Origin of the sequence: Sphingomonas faeni, assembly GCF_003053745.1 — a bacterium.
GTDB classification, from domain to species: Bacteria; Pseudomonadota; Alphaproteobacteria; order Sphingomonadales; family Sphingomonadaceae; genus Sphingomonas; species Sphingomonas faeni.
Genome location: NZ_QAYE01000014.1, coordinates 1 through 16,834 on the forward strand (window position 1 = coordinate 1; position 16,834 = coordinate 16,834).

General features: G+C 60.1%; 15 protein-coding genes and 3 riboswitches. Of the genes, 6 read left to right on the top strand and 9 right to left on the bottom strand.

Annotation, left to right across the window (positions count from 1 at the left end):
- Positions 1-399: 399 nt before the first annotated feature.
- From C8J25_RS18570 to C8J25_RS18585, 4 genes are all read right to left on the bottom strand, one after another.
- Positions 400-966 (bottom strand): hypothetical protein, encoded by a 567-nt coding sequence (locus C8J25_RS18570; protein ID WP_107955851.1) that lies wholly within the window; start codon positions 964-966, stop codon positions 400-402.
- Between the two features lie 153 nt (positions 967-1,119).
- Positions 1,120-1,587 carry a hypothetical protein gene (locus C8J25_RS18575; RefSeq protein WP_107955852.1) on the bottom strand — a complete coding sequence of 156 codons (468 nt, stop codon included), beginning with the start codon at positions 1,585-1,587 and terminating at the stop codon, positions 1,120-1,122.
- Between the two features lie 188 nt (positions 1,588-1,775).
- Positions 1,776-2,891: a serine hydrolase domain-containing protein gene (locus C8J25_RS18580; protein WP_208622642.1), complete on the bottom strand. Its 1,116-nt coding sequence runs from the start codon at positions 2,889-2,891 to the stop codon at positions 1,776-1,778.
- Positions 2,810-3,634 (bottom strand): helix-turn-helix transcriptional regulator, encoded by an 825-nt coding sequence (locus C8J25_RS18585; protein ID WP_167397766.1) that lies wholly within the window; start codon positions 3,632-3,634, stop codon positions 2,810-2,812. Before C8J25_RS18585 ends, C8J25_RS18580 begins: the two co-directional genes overlap by 82 nt.
- Positions 3,635-4,387: 753 nt before the next feature.
- Here C8J25_RS18585 and C8J25_RS18590 point away from each other — a divergent pair.
- Complete coding sequence (locus tag C8J25_RS18590; RefSeq protein ID WP_107955854.1) at positions 4,388-4,663, top strand: hypothetical protein; 276 nt, start codon at positions 4,388-4,390, stop codon at positions 4,661-4,663.
- A 355-nt stretch (positions 4,664-5,018) separates the two neighbouring features.
- On the opposite strand, the gene C8J25_RS18595 is transcribed toward C8J25_RS18590, so the two are convergent.
- Complete coding sequence (locus C8J25_RS18595) at positions 5,019-5,378, bottom strand: VOC family protein (RefSeq protein ID WP_107955855.1); 360 nt, start codon at positions 5,376-5,378, stop codon at positions 5,019-5,021.
- Positions 5,379-5,687: 309 nt separating this feature from the next.
- Between C8J25_RS18595 and C8J25_RS18600 the strand changes: the two genes are divergently transcribed.
- Positions 5,688-5,945, top strand: coding sequence for a DUF6894 family protein (locus C8J25_RS18600; RefSeq protein ID WP_107955856.1), 258 nt, complete (start codon positions 5,688-5,690; stop codon positions 5,943-5,945).
- A 160-nt stretch (positions 5,946-6,105) separates the two neighbouring features.
- Here C8J25_RS18600 and C8J25_RS18605 read toward each other — a convergent pair whose 3' ends face one another.
- Positions 6,106-6,870 (bottom strand): acyl-CoA thioesterase, encoded by a 765-nt coding sequence (locus C8J25_RS18605; protein ID WP_208622643.1) that lies wholly within the window; start codon positions 6,868-6,870, stop codon positions 6,106-6,108.
- 104 nt (positions 6,871-6,974) lie between these two features.
- Positions 6,975-7,175: riboswitch (cobalamin riboswitch) on the bottom strand.
- 159 nt (positions 7,176-7,334) lie between these two features.
- Positions 7,335-7,556, top strand: a riboswitch (cobalamin riboswitch).
- Positions 7,557-7,681: 125 nt separating this feature from the next.
- Here C8J25_RS18605 and C8J25_RS18610 point away from each other — a divergent pair.
- Entirely contained in the window at positions 7,682-8,665 is a 984-nt protein-coding gene (locus C8J25_RS18610) for a DUF1852 domain-containing protein (protein WP_107955857.1), read from the top strand.
- A gap of 27 nt (positions 8,666-8,692) precedes the next feature.
- Complete coding sequence (locus tag C8J25_RS18615; protein ID WP_107955858.1) at positions 8,693-9,721, top strand: methionine synthase; 1,029 nt, start codon at positions 8,693-8,695, stop codon at positions 9,719-9,721.
- Positions 9,722-9,783: 62 nt separating this feature from the next.
- Here C8J25_RS18615 and C8J25_RS18620 read toward each other — a convergent pair whose 3' ends face one another.
- The 3 genes from C8J25_RS18620 to C8J25_RS18640 all read right to left on the bottom strand — a co-directional run bounded on the left by C8J25_RS18620 (position 9,784) and on the right by C8J25_RS18640 (position 14,080).
- Positions 9,784-11,823, bottom strand: a complete 2,040-nt coding sequence (locus C8J25_RS18620; RefSeq protein ID WP_107955859.1) for a TonB-dependent receptor — start codon at positions 11,821-11,823, stop codon at positions 9,784-9,786.
- A 169-nt stretch (positions 11,824-11,992) separates the two neighbouring features.
- Positions 11,993-12,229, bottom strand: a riboswitch (cobalamin riboswitch).
- Between the two features lie 733 nt (positions 12,230-12,962).
- On the bottom strand, positions 12,963-13,154 hold the full coding sequence (locus C8J25_RS18630; protein ID WP_107955861.1) for a hypothetical protein: 192 nt from the start codon (positions 13,152-13,154) through the stop codon (positions 12,963-12,965).
- Between the two features lie 701 nt (positions 13,155-13,855).
- Positions 13,856-14,080, bottom strand: coding sequence for a YozE family protein (locus C8J25_RS18640; protein ID WP_107955862.1), 225 nt, complete (start codon positions 14,078-14,080; stop codon positions 13,856-13,858).
- A 341-nt stretch (positions 14,081-14,421) separates the two neighbouring features.
- Between C8J25_RS18640 and C8J25_RS18650 the strand changes: the two genes are divergently transcribed.
- Together C8J25_RS18650 and C8J25_RS20975 are read left to right on the top strand one after the other, a co-directional pair.
- On the top strand, positions 14,422-14,898 hold the full coding sequence (locus C8J25_RS18650; RefSeq protein WP_107955864.1) for a LexA family protein: 477 nt from the start codon (positions 14,422-14,424) through the stop codon (positions 14,896-14,898).
- The gene (locus tag C8J25_RS20975; RefSeq protein WP_208622644.1) at positions 14,895-16,793 is read left to right on the top strand and encodes a Y-family DNA polymerase; all 1,899 of its coding nucleotides are present in this window, start codon (positions 14,895-14,897) and stop codon (positions 16,791-16,793) included. The genes C8J25_RS18650 and C8J25_RS20975 overlap by 4 nt, the downstream gene beginning before the upstream one ends.
- Positions 16,794-16,834: the final 41 nt, after the last annotated feature.

Here is a 16,834-nt window from a genome sequence, read left to right on the forward strand (position 1 = left end):
CGATAGTCTCGTCCGACATTACGGCCCCGTTCAAAGAGCTGCCATCAACCCGTTGAACGCTCCGCCTACAAGGCGGCCCTCAGACCGCGCTTACGATAAGCGCTGTCTTCGCTTTGCATTGCTCGCGCCGCTTGTTCAGCCGTTATCGAACGGTGAAGAAGTCGGCTGCCGGCCGACTCTCCGCTGTCGTATTCAGCTATATAAAGGTCGTCTTCGCAGGTGATCCGCAGACCCCATCCCTCGAATACGATCGTCTGCAACGTCACCCCCTATCAAAAGGTTGATGTGATACGCCCTGATAACGGATCTGCTTGAGCTTTGGAAAAATCCTGATCTACCATCCTAACGGGAATGCATTTGCCGCTGTGATCGCACTACCCTATCGGCGCGCGGCCCGTGCTAAATCGCAGCAGCTTCGATCCGGCTCTGTAGGTCTTTAATCGTCTGCTCCAAGGCATGCTGTATAACTGTATCTCCCAAAGCCCGCGCAGCCTCATATTCCGCCCTCCTAATCTTGAGCACCTCGCTGGCGACGTGCCGCCAATAGGCAGCAGGTATGCCGTAATCGCGGGTTGCCTCTACTTGATCGAGACCGCTGATCCCAATCAGATGAAGGCGAGGCCACTGATCGATTTCGTCGACATATGCATAGTCAAAGTTGATTTTAGCATTTTCGGTCAAGGTCACCGTAACGTGATTCCAAGGTCTCGGCAGGAAGATGTCGAGCGTTCTCATTCTCGCGAGATCGAACTTTATTGACTCCTCAACCTCTTCGGGCCGGCTACCGAAGCCGACATACTGCCCTCGCACGCCGTCGCGACGGGTCCATTGACTGACGCCCGCAGTCTGCATCCACTCATGAAACTGCGCCTCGAACCGCATCTCCACTGCGTCCTCGGGGAAGATCGACCACAGCTTTCGGCTAATGTCGCCAACGATTGCCTCGAACTGCTGCTTGTCTGCCATCGGTGTCCCAATCCGTTTGTTAGTATCAGTTCGTCGGTCTCAGGCGGCAGGTCCAGTCCCGTTCCAAATTTCGCAATTCGCCCCCAGCCAACAGAAATCCCATTTCGCGATCCCAATCGAGAAACCAGACCTGCAGAAATCATTCCCGGGCACTTATGGGGCGGGCAGAGTAGGGAGAGGCTCGTTGGCTAGCCTGACAATCTCCGCGGCTAGATCGTCGGATGATGCTGCCGCCTTAGGCCAATAAATTATGTCGCAGATAGGTACGTTAGGGAAAGTGCGCTCAAGAATACCGAGGCAAAAGCTGCTCCTTGGTTCGTCCGCAGCTTCGATGACGCCGATGCATTCCGCAACTTCCTGAACGGTAAGGTCGGGGATGCCTGGAGGAGGTCCCATCGCTGCCAACACCGCAAAATCACGTTCGCTGGTCCAACTGTTCAGGTTGCTAAACGTGACGCTATCATACCCCTGCGATCCCGCCAGCGCATCGGCTTCGGCGATGAGCGCGTCGCACTCCTCGTCAGCATCTAAACAATCGACGATCCGAAGAATGAGATTCTGCAATGCGTCGATCCGCTCCGGCGGGGGCGTCGGTATCAGCGCCTCAATCCTGCTGGGCATCGAACCTCTCCTAACCTTCGAATAATATCCGACCATGAACACCGCTGTCGAATAATCTCAATTCATCGAGCCTAGCTATTCGTTGCCGACATTCCGTTTCCCATTTCTCGATCGATTCCGAGAAGGCAGCCGGCTTCTCAATCATCGTACGTTTGCGCGTGCGGCATTCGCCTAATCAACTCCGGTGGCTATGGGCGATCCTTTGCAAGGATGGCCTTCAGGATCGCTTCTGAACGGCGCTGGCCGTAGCCATGGCCATACGCGCTGGACGTGATAGCGACGACCATGTGGCGGCTCGGGACCACATATATCTTGTTACCGCCGTTGCCCGACGCGAATGAGACCGGGACCGGCTTGCCATTGATTTGCTGGACCTTCGAATACCAGAAATAGCCATAGCCCTCGGCGTAAGGGTCGCTGGCGGAGATGTTGACCTTCGGAGCGAGCGCGTTTCGTATCCAGCCCGCGCTGACGATCCGGCGTCCTCGATACAGGCCTTCTCCACGCACCATCTCGCCGATTGCCGCGAAGTCGCGGGTCGTGAGGGACAGGTTGCCTTGGCCTTTGGTATAGCCTGCGGCATCCGATGCCCACTTCCAGCGGCGAATACCCATCGGCCGGAATAGCGAAGTCCGCGCAAAATCGGCCATTGATTGTCCGGTCGCCTTCGCGACGACGAGACCGGCGGTATAGGCGGTGAGCGAGTTGTAGCGATATCGCGACCCCGGCGGATCGGCGCGGGGGACCGAACGTAGAAACGCCAGCGGATCTGGGGCCTCATCGAGCTTGTCCTCGTTGCCCGGTGACGCGGGATCTTCATCGAACGCGGCCAACCCGGACCGCATCGTCAGGACGTCCCGGATGGCAACATCGCCGATCGCGCTGCCCTTGGATTCCGTCCAATAGGTCCAAACTGTGTCGTCCACCCCGTGCATCTTGCCCCGGTCGATCGCTATTCCGACCATTAGGGCGGTGACGCTCTTTCCGGCTGAGCGGATGTCGTGAAGGGTATTAGCCGTCTCGCCATTGTAATAGCGCTCCGCAACCACCCGGCCATCGTGAAGTACTACGACTCCGCGCAGATCGGGATGGTCGTCATGCTTGAAGGCCGCAAGAACCTTATCGAGAGCGGGGTCGATATGCGGCGCAGGAGCCGTAGCGCACAGCGCGGCAGCGCCAAGCGCGATGATGACAACTTTGACTGATATCACTGGCCGGATTCCTAAAGGGCTTTGACCGGTCCCTGCGGCATGGCGGCCTCTGGGTCTTGTATCCGCGCAACATACCGTGATTTCTTGCGCCACTGTGCAGGGGTGGTGTCGAGACGGGACCGGAAGGTTCGGGCCAAATGGGGCTGATCGGCAAAGCCTGCCGATTGCGCGACGTCCGCTAGCGAGGCAACACCCTTTCCGAGCATCGCTGCGGCTCGTTCCAATCGATGGCCACGCAGGTATTCGCCGGGCGAACATCCAAGAAAGCGTTTGAACACGCGGGCAAGATGAACCGGGTGGACCCCGACACCTACTGCGACCCTCGCAACGGAGATGTCGGGATCGTCGCTGGTGAATATCATTTCGACGGCACGGGTCAGCCAGCCCGGAGGATGTTTTGCCGCTTGCGCCTCGTCGGATGAGAGCGGCAGCACGATGCCATGAAGTTGCAGCGCGCAGGCTTCCAGCCTGAACGGTGTCGCCGCGTCGATCTGATGCGCGATGTCATGGGCAAGTCGATATGCATAGGGATCGCGCATGCAGAGAGCAGCGGCCTCGGAGTCCGTCCCGCCGGATATGGCGAGAAAGCGCCCCCTGCCGCCGTGAAACCGATCCTGATGTGTCGTGCCGGGTGGGTTGTAGATCAGAACCGGTGTGTCGGACACCAGTGGGGCGCCGGCCGCCGACGACATATAGCCGCCAGCAAGCACCAGAACGAAATGTGCTTCGTCATGGCTATGTCGTCGAACTTCCTCTTCGGGCGCGTTCGCGTTCAGTACGTGGAAGCTAAAGCCCCCGGCTTGTCGGCCCTCTGGGCCACTGCCCCAGAAATCCATTCTTCCCCGCCTGAGAACCATGTGCTGTGTTTGCACCAATCTTGGTTATCGCGCCATCCAACGCGGTTGGCTGATCGCTTCTCATTTCTTAGAGCGCGACGGGTTTCGGGAAGCCTCTCGCGTTCCCAATTCGCGATCCCTCGCGAGAATGTCGGCTCGGGCAAGAACGCCCACAACTGGCTGCTCGGGCTGTCGAAAGGCTTGCCCGATAGCGACCGTTCCGACAGGTTGAGTGGATGAAGGTCCTGCTCTCCTTAGCTTTGTTGACGATCGGTGCAGTACCCGTCGACCATCCTCGCACTTATCTGCTGTCAATCGGACGAATACCGCTCAGGGACACTGAGAGCATCAACGCTTTCGCGATCAAAACGTGGGGCGTTCAATTTCGATCGATCTGCCGCATTCCTAGCGGCTGGCGGATCAAAGCCGGGAGCAGTGCCACCCCGAGTGGCAGCCTCGAAGGCAATGGAAGTCAAGGAGCCACGTGGTTCCATGAGGGTAGTCCCAGAGACCTTCGTGCATTCGTACTCGTTACTCTCTCCGCTCCGGTGCAACGGGCGGACATTGGTCGCGCTAGCAACGGTATTCCTGCTACGTTCAAGGGAGCAGCGACTTTCAGCACGGACAACGGCGATGTTCAGCGCGCTCTTTCCTACCGAAACGTCAAGCTGACACCGGCTAAGCGATGCCCAGACGGCTGACTTCTGTTTCCGCCCACTAGCGGACATTGGATCGGGCGCGCATCATAGGCGAATGAACGCGCTATGGGTCAGCATCATCGTCGCTGCGCCGCTCACCGGCTTCCTGGTCGGCCACCTGGAGCGTGTCTCAATGCGTTGGTGGAGCTTCGTGGGCCTCCTGCTGGCGCCAGCGCTCGTGATGACCATTGTGCTCGCGCTGACACCGCCTGCGCCTCCAAGCTTCTTGGCGTGGTGGGGAGCAGCAATGATAATGATCAGCCCGGCGATCGTGGTGTGGGCTGTGCTCGTCACGATCGGCTTTGCCGCGTCACGCCGGACCGTCCGCTAACCTTCCCATCCCGGACATTCCCGAAACTCGATCGATTCCGAGAACGCCCTCACCGTCTCACTGGCGGTTCCCTTTTGGGAATGGCCAAAATGACCAAACCGCCCAATCGCCGACGCAAAGATGGGTAATTTGCATCCGCGAAAGCGGACATTGGTTCAGCACGACTTTTGCTCCGAACCTATAAAATCGGGTTCTAGCAAAGGTTGGGGTGGGCAAATGACAAGTTCTGTTATTACAAGGCCAACGTTCTAGGCTTTGCCGGTATGTGACATGCCAATAGTAGACGGTTTGGGCTAAACGGGTGGATATGTCCGGTATCCATTATGATGGTGGACGTGTGAGATCAGCTCTTTCGTCAACCGGTGAAATCCTTTGGGGGCTCCGCTATGATGATCCTGTTGCCATCCTGATCAGCAATCTCGGCTATAGCGCCGAAACTACCCCGGCTGATCGGGCCGATATCGAGACCCAGATCGGTAAGTCTGTCCTTTTCCGCGCCCATATTGGGCGTCACGATCGTAACTACGGACCGTCCAGCCTTCTCGAAATCGCAGATTAATTGAATACCCGCCGTGCCAATATTCCGCCACTGCGTCAGGGTAGGCATAGGATGGTCGTCAGCGGGTCGGGCAAGCAGAGTCGTATACCAATCTTCGGCGCGAGCCATGTCAGTTACACATGCCACCGCATACAAGCCTTGGATGTTCATCGCCATGCTCCGATCAGCCTCATTGATAAGCTAGCTCAACGTGGTCGTCCTCCACAATATCGCAGCGCAAGCTCTCCACAATCTTGGGGTGTTGCCAGCCACCTCTCACCGAACAGTTCGCCCAATTTCAGACGTTTTTTGATCGTCTACCTCGGCGGCAGACCAAGCGAAATGCGATTAAACATGAGCTACCAGACGGACCGTCAGGTCAGATGCGCCCAGTGGAACCGAAGCCCTACGGTATTCGCTTACGGTAAATCGTTGGTTGTCGGCGACTGAGAGACTTGGTGCTCCCGCGTAATTTCGGGAGTTCTAATGCCAATTTACTATTTCGAGATTGCCGATGCTAATCCGGCCATTCCCTGTGTCGGAGAGAATTTACCGTCGCTTGCTGCAGCCCGTTGCTTCGCACTAAAATATGCAGGTCTACTTATACGTGATCAGGGCGAGGTGTTCTGGGGCGGAGAAGAGTGGGTCATGACGGTATCGGACGTAAACCACCTAACGATGTTCACGATAATGATTTGCTCCACGGACGCGCCCGCCACCTTGAACCTCAAGATGCTGATCTGAGAAAGCCATAGGCGGCTATCCCTCGCCCCTTCCCGAATGCAGGCGGTCTGCTTTCCTCTCCGTTCCAGACATTCCCGAAATTGGATCGATTCCGAGAACGCCCTCACCGTCTCACTGGCGGTTCCCTTTTGGGAAGGTTTGGGGGGCTGAAGGCCCGGTACTATCCGATACAACCGAACGGCTTCGCTCGACCATTTTCATCAACCGAAACCATCGTGAATAGAGCCGTGGCCGCATGTCGTCGTTCCCCGGATATTAAATCCTCGGCGCTAAGATCAACACTGATGCGCACGGAACTGCGCCCGGTCATCCGTACTTCGGCGGTTAGCTCGACCATCTCGCCCTTCTGGATAGGGGAACGGAAGTCGATCCGGTCAGATGCTGCCATAACCATTACCGCCCGGGCTTGGCGGGTTGAGGCAATGAATGCCGCCTTGCCCATCATGCGAAGTGCATCACCACCATAGAGGGTGCCGTAATGGTTGGTCTGGTTCGGGAAAATCATTTCGACCATTCGCAACGGCTGCACCGCATCATGCGGAACCATCTCACCCATCGGTGGCAGAGGGTCTTCGCTTCCGACTGCGACGAGCGTGAAACGGCCTCGCGTACACAGCCGTCGTTCGCCCGATACCGGTGCCTCCGCGATCAGTTCGACCTCGACGTCGAGCGACTTACGTCCAACCCGCACGACGCGACCTGTCACCTCGACCATATCGCCGATCCGGGCAGGCGCCGCGAAATCGATCTTTTCCGAAGAGGCGGTGACGAAGGCCGCGCGGCCGTGGCGTGAGGCCGCCAGGAAGGCGACCTTGTCCATATGCGCCAGAGCCACACCACCGAACAGCGTGCCGTGGTGATTGGCGTCACCGGGGAAGACCATGTCGATCAGCTGAATAGGGGTGCTGTGGTGTTCCTGTGGCATCCTGGTCCTCAATCATTCGCGAGGGCATCCAGACGCCAGCGACCAACGGGAGAGGTACACCTCTTCCTACAGCACGCAGCGGCCAGACCGGGCACCCCGCCGGTGGTCGTTATGGCGTCGAAGGCAGGTATCCTGGCTCGCGGGTCATCGTCGAAATCCCGGCCTTCCCAGCGCGGAAGCGCCAGTGGCACACGAGGGAATTTCTACTCGCCGCTTACAGTTGCGGGGGCAGCATCGGAATCGAACCGATTTCCCGTCTTAGCCTTCGGCCAATCGGCGAAGGAACCTTGACCTCACTGAGGTCGCAGGAAACGGCCCTTTACGTCAAGGCCAAGTGGCTTCGCGGACTGAGAACGGCATGGTGGGCGTAGCCGTACCACCGTCCGCCATGCTTCCACTCATGCCGCCTCATCAACATATAAAGATATCTTTATATGTTTGTTGACAATGATCGCTCGCTCGTGTCGAACGGCCACGTCGAGGTTCCCCATTCCAGGCATGGCGATGGGGCTAAGACGGGAAGCCGGTGGTGTCCTTCGGGTCAGATTCCGGCGCTGCCCCCGCAACTGTAAGCGGCGAGTGGCGGCTCCATTTCGTGTCACTGGGTTCTCGCAAGGAGCCTGGGAAGGCCGGAGCCACTGCGTTGACCCGTAAGCCAGGATACCTGCCTTCGACGCCATAACGTTCCTCGGACGGGGGTTCCTCCGGTGGATCGCGCTTGATGCGACGGTCCGTGGCTTGCCGCCATCCGGGCCTGTTCACGCCTTGCGCGCTTTCGCCTGACCTTCCGCCCGCATAGCCAGGGTGAGTCATGACGAATAGCGGGTTCATATTCTCGATCAGCAGTATCCCGTTCGACGAGGATTATCGTCCGGCCGACAACACGCGCATCACCACCAATTTTGCCAATCTCGCGCGCGGAGACAGCCGACAGGAGAATCTGCGCAACACGCTGGTGATGATCGACCATCGGTTCAACGCGCTGATGCACTGGGATAATCCCAGGGGTGATCGCTACACGCTTGAGCTGAAGATCGTCTCGGCCGCGCTCACGCTCGGGGATGGTGCCGACGACGAAGCCTTCCCGCTGATCGAGATCCTGCACACGACCGTGACCGACCGGATCAGCGGAGAGCGATCCGACGGCATGATCGGCAACAACTTCTCGTCCTATGTACGTGACTACGATTTCAGCGTCGTCCTGCCTGACCACCTGAAGGCTGGGGGTGGCGGTGCGCCAGAGGGGTTCGGCGATCTGCACGGCAACTTGTTCAAGCACTTCCTTGGCTCGAGCGCCTACCGTGACAATTTCCGCAAGCCCCCGGTTATCTGCCTCAGCGTGTCGAGCAAGGAGGTGTATCACCGGACCGCCAACGTGCATCCGATCCTCGGCGTCGAGTACCGGAACGACAAGTTTTCCTCGACCGATCAGTATTTCGCCAAGATGGGTATGAAGGTGCGCTACTTCATGCCGCCACACAGCGTCGCGCCGTTCGCCTTCTATCACACCGGCGATCTTGTCAGCGACTACACCAACCTTGAACTTGCCAGCACCATCGCAACGATGGAGACGTTCCAGAAAATCTATCGTCCTGAAATCTACAATGCGAACTCGGTCGCGGCGGAGCATTATCAGCCGAGCCTGAAGTATCAGGACTATTCGCTGACTCGCATCGTCTACGATCGCGAGGAACGTGGTTGCCTCGCTGTCGAGCAGGGCAAATTCGCCGAAGAGCATTTCATCAAGCCGCACAGTGCCGCGCTTCGGCGCTGGTCCGCGACCTGCGGCCTCTGATCCCCACGACACCAAGGTATTTGCATCATGACGACATTGTTGCCGACGACGACCGCGGGTAGCCTGCCCAAGCCTTCCTGGCTCGCCCAGCCCGAGACCTTGTGGTCGCCCTGGAAGCTGGAGGGCGACGAGCTGGTCGCTGGCAAGCAGGACGCGCTCCGCCTCGCGGTCGAGGACCAACGGCAGGCGGGTATCGACATCCTCGGTGACGGCGAGCAGACCCGCCAGCACTTCGTCACGACCTTCATCGAGCATCTCGACGGTGTCGATTTCGAGAAGCGCGAGACGGTGCGCATCCGCAACCGCTACGACGCCAGCGTGCCGACGGTCGTCGGCGCCGTATCGCGCCCGAAATCGGTCTTCGTCGACGACGCCCGTTTCCTGCGCGCGCAGACCGATCAGCCGATCAAGTGGACGCTGCCGGGGCCGATGACGATGATCGATACCCTCTACGACGCGCATTACCGGAGCCGCGAGAAGCTGGCATGGGAGTTCGCCCGCATCCTCAACGAGGAAGCCCGCGAGCTGCAGGCGGTCGGCGTCGACATCATCCAGTTCGACGAACCCGCCTTCAACGTGTTTTTCAACGAGGCGAACGACTGGGGCATCGCTGCCCTGGAGCGCGCGGCCGAAGGGATGACGGCTGAGACCGCCGTCCACATCTGCTATGGCTATGGCATCAAGGCTAACACCGACTGGAAGAAGACGCTCGGCTCCGAATGGCGCCAGTACGAGGAAACCTTCCCCAACCTGCAAAGGTCGAAGATCGATATCATCTCGCTCGAATGCCAGAACTCGCGCGTGCCGATGGACCTGATCGAGCTGGTCCGCGGCAAGAAGGTGATGGTCGGCGCGATAGACGTCGCGACCGACACGATCGAGACGCCGGAGCAGGTTGCCGAAACACTGCGCAATGCGCTGCGCTTCGTCGATGCCGACAAGCTCTTGCCCGCCACCAACTGCGGGATGGCGCCGCTGTCGCGCGACGTCGCTCGGGGCAAGCTCCAGGCGCTGAGTGCCGGCGCGGAAATTGTGCGGCGAGAGATACTCGGCTGATCACGGCGGTGTTGGATCGCCAGCGCGGAACGGGTCCCAGGCTGGCGATGCCCTCGGCCAGGTCAGAAATTGACCCTGGTACCCAGACGCAAGGTTCGTGGTTCGACCACACGACTCAACCGGCCATCCGTTGGCCCTGAAGCGTCAAACGAGGGAATATAGGATTCGTAAAAATAGGCGATGTCCTTGTCACGGCTGTCGAGAATGTTGAGCACCTCGCCATACACCTCGAACCGGCCGATTTTGCGGGCCGCCCGGACGTTGACGACGGTGCTTCCTGAATCCCGGACGCTATTGTCTTCGATCAGCGGATAAGGCCCGAGGTGACGGACGCGAACGCTTGCCTCCCACGGATCGAGCACCAGCGCGATCCCGGCGGATGCAGCGTTCTCGAAGGCGTTCGGAATGCGATCACCATTGTCGTACCGCGACCGGCTCGCGGTGTAATTGCCGTCGATCGCAAGCCACGGCCTGGGCCGCCAGAACGCCACCAGTTCATAGCCACGACGTTCGCTCGCACCGGTCGGCTCGACCGCATTGGAGTCGCCGACGAAGCGCAGTTCACTGTCGACGTCGAGCCACCAATAGGTCGCGGTCAGCGTAATGCCGGGCAGCTGCCACCGGGCGCCGACTTCACGGCCGCTGCCGCGGACCAGCACAGGCACCGGCGTTTCAACGTTTACCGCGCCGCGGACGTCGTTGGAGTGGAACCCGCGCCCCCAGTTGCCGTAGAACTCCAGCCGGTCGGTCGGCGAGTACGCGATCGATGCCTTGGGCGACAGGATCGTGTCGTCGCCGCTGCCTGCCCCCGCCAACACCGCCGCCTGATCCCGCGCGCGAACGACGTAGTGATAATAGTCCCCACGAACCCCGCCAATCAGGCGGAGACCCGTAACGGGCGTCCACGTCGCTTCGCCATACAATGCTGCCGACGCTTCCTCGACATGGTAGCGGCCGAGCGACGACAGGAACGATCGCGCGCTGGTGCGATACACACCGACGCTGCCGATATGGTCGTAGCGCTCTTCGGTACCGAGCGAGACGGCAAGGGTCGGCGCGAGCGTCCAACGCTTTTCGCCCCTTGCACCGACGATCCAGCGTTTGTCGAACTGGCGGATCTGCGCGCTGGTCCCGTCCGGGTCGGTGTAGGTCGGGTTCGAATACATCGACCAGTCGTAGAACTGACCATAGACATTGGCGTGCCAGTCCGGCTGGCGGACCGCGACATTGCCGACGAGCCGTGTCGTTTCGCCGCGTGCCGTCGGATCGGGTGAACAGAACACGTCCTTGCAGAGCGTGGTACCGATGATGCGCTCGGGAATCTGTTCGGTCGGGCGCCAGGTCGCGCGGTAGGCGTTGAGCGACGCTTCGATCTGGCCTGCACCGGCTGGAGCAGTATATTTCGCAAAGCCAGATGCATGTCGTAGATGTTCGGGCTCCTCCCATGGTCCGTCATAGACCTTGGTCTGCACGACGAGCGTCAGCTTCCCCGGACCAATTCCATCAATTGTCCCGCCCGCGGCGATCCGACCATAGCTATAAGAGCCGCCCTCGACCGAAAGCCACGGCCGAGCAAAGCTGTCGATCGTGGTCATGTAGGCAGCCCCCGCCAGCGCGAAGTCGCCGCCATCCGCACGGTATGGCCCTTTGCGAAAATCCTCGCGCGCGACGATCTCCGGGATCAGTCCGTTGAGATCGAGATAGCCCTGGCCATGACCGTGGGTGCGCAGGTTCATTTGCACCCCGTCGATATAGGTCGTGAAGTCCGATCCATGATCGAGATTGAAGCCACGCAGGAAGTACTGGTTGGCCTTGCCGCTTCCCGAATGCTGCGCAGCGACCATCCCGGGAATCGCTTCCAGCAATTCAGCGACGCGCAGCAGCGGGCGAACCAGAAGGTCTGCACCGGCGACGGTGCCCTCACTCGCTGCATGCGCAACACCGATCTTTGCTTCGCCGCGGCCGAACACGACGATGTCGTTTGGTGCCTGTGACGGCACAGCCTCGGTGTCTTGCCCCTGAGCCCATGCGGGTGTGGCGCTACATGCCGAAGCGATAGCTACGCATTCGAGCCATTTTGTTCGTAATCTCAGATTCTTCATGTCCGTCCCCCGTGCGCCAAGCGACTTCGGACGGGGGCGTCCGCTGCGAACGGTCGGCACGCGTCGGCAGGCGGACGCAAGCGCCTGCGACACGAACCGATGCGACCCCCGCCGCTCGTTCGTCGCTCAGACGGAAGAACCGTGCCCCGACCATCCCCTGGACCAAAGCAAGAGCGACCAGACGCTGGCAGGTCTCCTGGCTCACGGGTCGTCGCTCGACATACGGCCTTCCCGGATCTCGGCCGTTACGGCGTTGGTCCAGTGGCTGCACCCTCCAGAAGAGGACGCGATGTACGTCTCGCTCGCCGCTTACAGTTGCAGGGACAGCCTCGGCTTCGGGAGAGTATCTCCCACACCGTGTTCCCTATTAAGTCCCTCTCGGGACACCAGCGCGATCACTGCCCAGCAAGATATTCATCCAGCTAGACGAGAAGCGCGTACCCGTGGCACCGTCAATCTGCAAGATTGCTCAGAGCTGCCCTATCGCAGTGCGATCGGCATTGCCGGACAACCACCCCCCACTACGTCCTAAAATGCCAATCAAACGGGATATCGAGACACTGGATAAATTCTCAGTTCACGATCCTTTTTGGGAAAGCCGGCAGCCGCCCAACGTCTGCTATCGCCACCCGCATTCCCGAAAGCAGCCTGTCCGCTTTCTTTCCCATTCCGGACATTGGACTTAACGCGAACGGCACACAAAAGGATGACCATCGCCAACCGACCTTGTCGCAAAAGTATGACGCCTCAGCGGTCAGCCTTGGCAGCAGCGTTGACGACAGCACGCGCGGCAGTTGCTTCAGTTGCGTCCGCCATCGCTTCCCATGTTGAAGCTGAGCGCTCGTGCATATCGTGACGGTTAGCGAGCGTCGTATTTTCCGCCGCGTGGCGTTGTGAGGCTGCGTTTGCACGGTAGGTTTCGGCAGGGGGCATTTCAATTTATCCAGTGCCAACATGCATTCGCGGAACCGCCAAACAGTTTGGTCGCGGCTCGCTATCCTGCCCGGCGCGTGCGAATGCAACCAGCGGCTGCACCATGACGTCATGATCGCTTGCGGCGTGCTTCAGTTACCGTATGCTGCCTGAATCAGCGGTACATGGTAATAGTAATCATGGGGTTCCGGATATTGGAATGGGATTCAACCCTCGACTTGTACATATTTGATGGATGACCACGGCACGAATGTCGTGGCGCTATTGAGGGTTGCGAGGACACCAAGCTCGTCTGCCGTGTGCAGCGTCATCTTCACCGCACCGCCAATGTTGAGCGATAGCGTCACCGCCAGGTTACCTTCTGCGGCCATCGCTGCCTGTTGAAGTCGATCGAGCATTAGTTTCTCCCGGTTGTTCGTCTGAGTTGGGCTTCAATGCCGGAAGGGGCAACCCCATCGCTGCGCACACCGCACACCTTTCCAAGATGTCAGCCCACCTTGCCTTCGGGTCAGTTGCACTCCCCCATGCGATACTGTCGCCAGTACCGATCCCACCGCACGGCCGCGCCAGAAGCAATTGCCGCACACGACAGTGACCGACCGTCCGGCACGTGCACCTGGCAACCATACGGCTGTAACTCTTATCAGTCGCCTCACATCGCAACGTCTTCCGCAGCACAAGACGCTCGACAATCTGCTGGCTGCGTTTGGCAGCCGCATTGTCACAGCGGTAGTTTACCCGCCTCGGGTCTGCCGCGCGGCAAGGCGACGCACTTTCGAAGTCCGGCGCCTGGACGCCGGCAATCCGAACCTTGACGCCGTTCGAGCATCATAAAGGCCCATCGCCGTCGTGTACGCGGGTCACCGTGCATGAGAACGTCGTGGCTGGTGCGAGGGCGATCATCGAACCACTCTCATCAGTGCTTCGTCCGGCTGGCGTCTGCTACAGTGTTCAGGCAGTCGGCTAAAACCTCCCACTGTCGGTACTGCTCCCCGCCGCCTTGGTGGCGTCTTTTCCATACCCGACGCCACGATCTTGCATGCGCCCATCTGGCCATGATCGGCCATCAGCGCGAAGGCCTGCCGCCACGCGTCCTGCATCAAGCCGACAACCAGTCGGACTCGGCGTCGTCGACCGCGGCGAACATGTCGCCCTCAGCTTGCATGGCGCTGAGATGTTTGCGCACGGCCTCCGGATTTCCGTTGCGGGGAAAGCGCCGATCGACGACGGCGCCGGCGGCCAACTGGCCAACGAGATCGCTTCGGTCTTTCTGCGCCATAAGCCACTGGCCAAACGCTGGCTTCGGCTCGTCATGATCGATCATTCTCGCGTCCCTCGAATCGTTGGGCCGCCAATCGCATCAGATTGATGTTCTTGCAATGTTCTTGCGAATCAACGGGGACCGCGCCTGGCTAGGGACAGGCCACGACCGGCAACTCGATACTGACGGAGCAACGAAATGCAGCACGATGTGCGGCTGAGAGCGGCTGCCCGCGCAACATACGACAACGTCTATCCACCTGTTGATGCCGTGCAATTCAGCTTCGACGAGGCCGAACGGTTCGCAACTGTGGAGTACCGGCAGGCCGTGGGCGCTGCCCAGGACGCACGGTCGGTTCTGGCTGCGTACAACGACCAGTCCTCTTCGCCGCGATCCTATAGATCATGCGCTCGACCAACTCAGACCGCCCGGTAGTCGTTGCGCTGAACCGTCGTGACGAGGTGCTGCGGCTTCACGACGTCCCGTTCGAACTGGTGCCGTGCGAGGTGCCTTTCTTCCTTGTCCATACGCAAGCCGGGTTTCCGTCGCGCGCACAGGACGACATGCAGGAACCGATCGACCTGGGCGCGTGGCTCGTCGAGCATCCGGCTGCGAGCTACATCATGCGCGTGGATGGCCGGTCCATGTCCGGTGCCGGGATCAACGACCGTGATCTGATCGTCGTGAACCGAGCCAAAAAGCCGAAGGCCGGTGCGATTGTCGTGGCGCTGGTGCACGGCGACCGGACGTTGAAGCGGTTGCGCTATGGCGACGGCCGCCATTGGCTCGTGCCCGAGGCCGAAGGGTTCGCGGACATTCTAGTCGATGAGCATGTCGAGATCTGGGGCACGGTCGTCGGCGTCGCGCGCAAGATGGCATGAGCACGCCCATCGCCCTGATTGACTGCAACAACAACTACGTCTCGTGCGAGCGCGCGTTCGACGCCAGCTTGGTCGGCGTGCCGGTCATCGTGCTCTCGAACAACGACGGGTGCGCCATTGCGCGATCGGCCGAGGCGAAGGCGCTGGGCATTAAGATGGGTGATCCGATCCACCACCTGCGCGACAAGGTGCGGCGGCATGGCATTCAGGTGCGATCGTCGAACTATGCGCTTTACGGCGATATGCAGCGCCGGGTGATCGCCGCCTGTGAGGCTTTCGCCCGCGACTTCGAGATCTACTCAATCGACGAGACGTTCCTGGATCTTGCTGGCTTTGAGGGGCGTGACCTCGTCGCCCACGCGAACGCCATGCGGGCGCAGGTCCAGCTATGGACGACGATACTCACCTGCGTCGGCATCGCGGAGACAAAGACGCTGGCGAAGCTGGCGAACGCGGCAGCCAAGAAGAACCCGGAGTCCGACGGGGTGGCCGATCTTCGTGACGACGACGTACGGCGCGACGTGATGCATACGTTCGCCGTCGGCGATGTATGGGGCGTAGGCGGTGCCACTGCACGCAAGCTGATCGACCTGGGGATCGACACCGCTGGCGCGCTGCGAGACATGCCGATGAAGCAGGCGCGTGCCGTCGGGACAGTCGTTCTCGAGCGGTTGGTGGCCGAGCTAGGTGGGGTACCGTCCAATGCGGTCGAAGCGGTCGAGCCGCGGCGCAAGGGCATGGCCGTCACCCGGTCGTTCGGGACGCCGATCTGCGACTTCGAGCGGATGATGGGCGCCCTGTCGCAATACGCGTTGCGGGCTGGCGAGAAGCTGCGATCGCACGGTTTGGTCGCGGCCCGGCTGACCGCGTTCTTTCATACCAACACGCATAAGCCTGATCGGCCCCAATACGGCGCATCGCGGATGGTGACGCTGCACCCGATGACGAACGACAGCCTCGAGCTAATCGCGGCGGCCAGACGCGGCGCGGAGAAGGCGTGGCGCGACGGCTACGCCTACACGAAGGCCGGCATCATGCTTGACGATCTGCTTCCCGAGGACGAGCGGCCGCGCACGCTGTTCGAAAAGGATACGGCCAAGCGCGATCGACTGATGGGGGCTCTCGACGCGATCAACGCCAAGTTCGGCACATGGACAGCGGTGACGGCGTCGCAGGGGTTCAAGCGCGAATGGAAGATGCGGTCGGAGATGCGCCGGCGTGGACGACCGACATCGCTCAGGTGCCGACGGTTCGAGCGTAGTTGCATTCCCTTCAAGCGCACGTTTACCACATTGGTGGATCAATGTCGTGAACAGCGATACGCTTCATCGCAGTTGTCCGGGGGCGGGCGCCAACGAGGGTGGGCTATGAAGAAACTCGCATCGCTAATGGGCCGATCGTTTCTCCTCGTCGCGGTAATCTACTTCGTCACCGTCACTACGTCAGCCATCATATTTGAAATTGCCGAAGGTAAGTATGACGCGGTCGACTCATTCTGGTGGGCATTCACCACAGCGACAACCACAGGCTATGGCGACATCTACCCCGTCACGAAGACCGGTCGGGCGGTAGCGCTCTTCCTCATGCACTTCGGTCCCGGTTTCGCCTTCCCCATGATGACGGCGATCATGTCGGCCAAGCTGATCGTAGACAGTGACGCATTCACCCACGGTGAGCAGGAGCAGCTGAAAGAAGACATCGCGGCGATCCGGGGAATGATAACGCCGACCAAAGACGGGAGCTTTGCCGCTGCAGTTCGACTTGAGGCCGACATGCGGCGCTACTTGCACGATGAGGAGCCGACCCGTCGCGCCCGATGCCTTGATGAGTTCCGGCAGCGGCTGGCGCTGACACCCTGGGCGGAAGCTGAACAACATTCAGACGGCGGTAGATGAGACGAATTTTCCGGAGGAAGATGACAGCGTAACGGGATCTG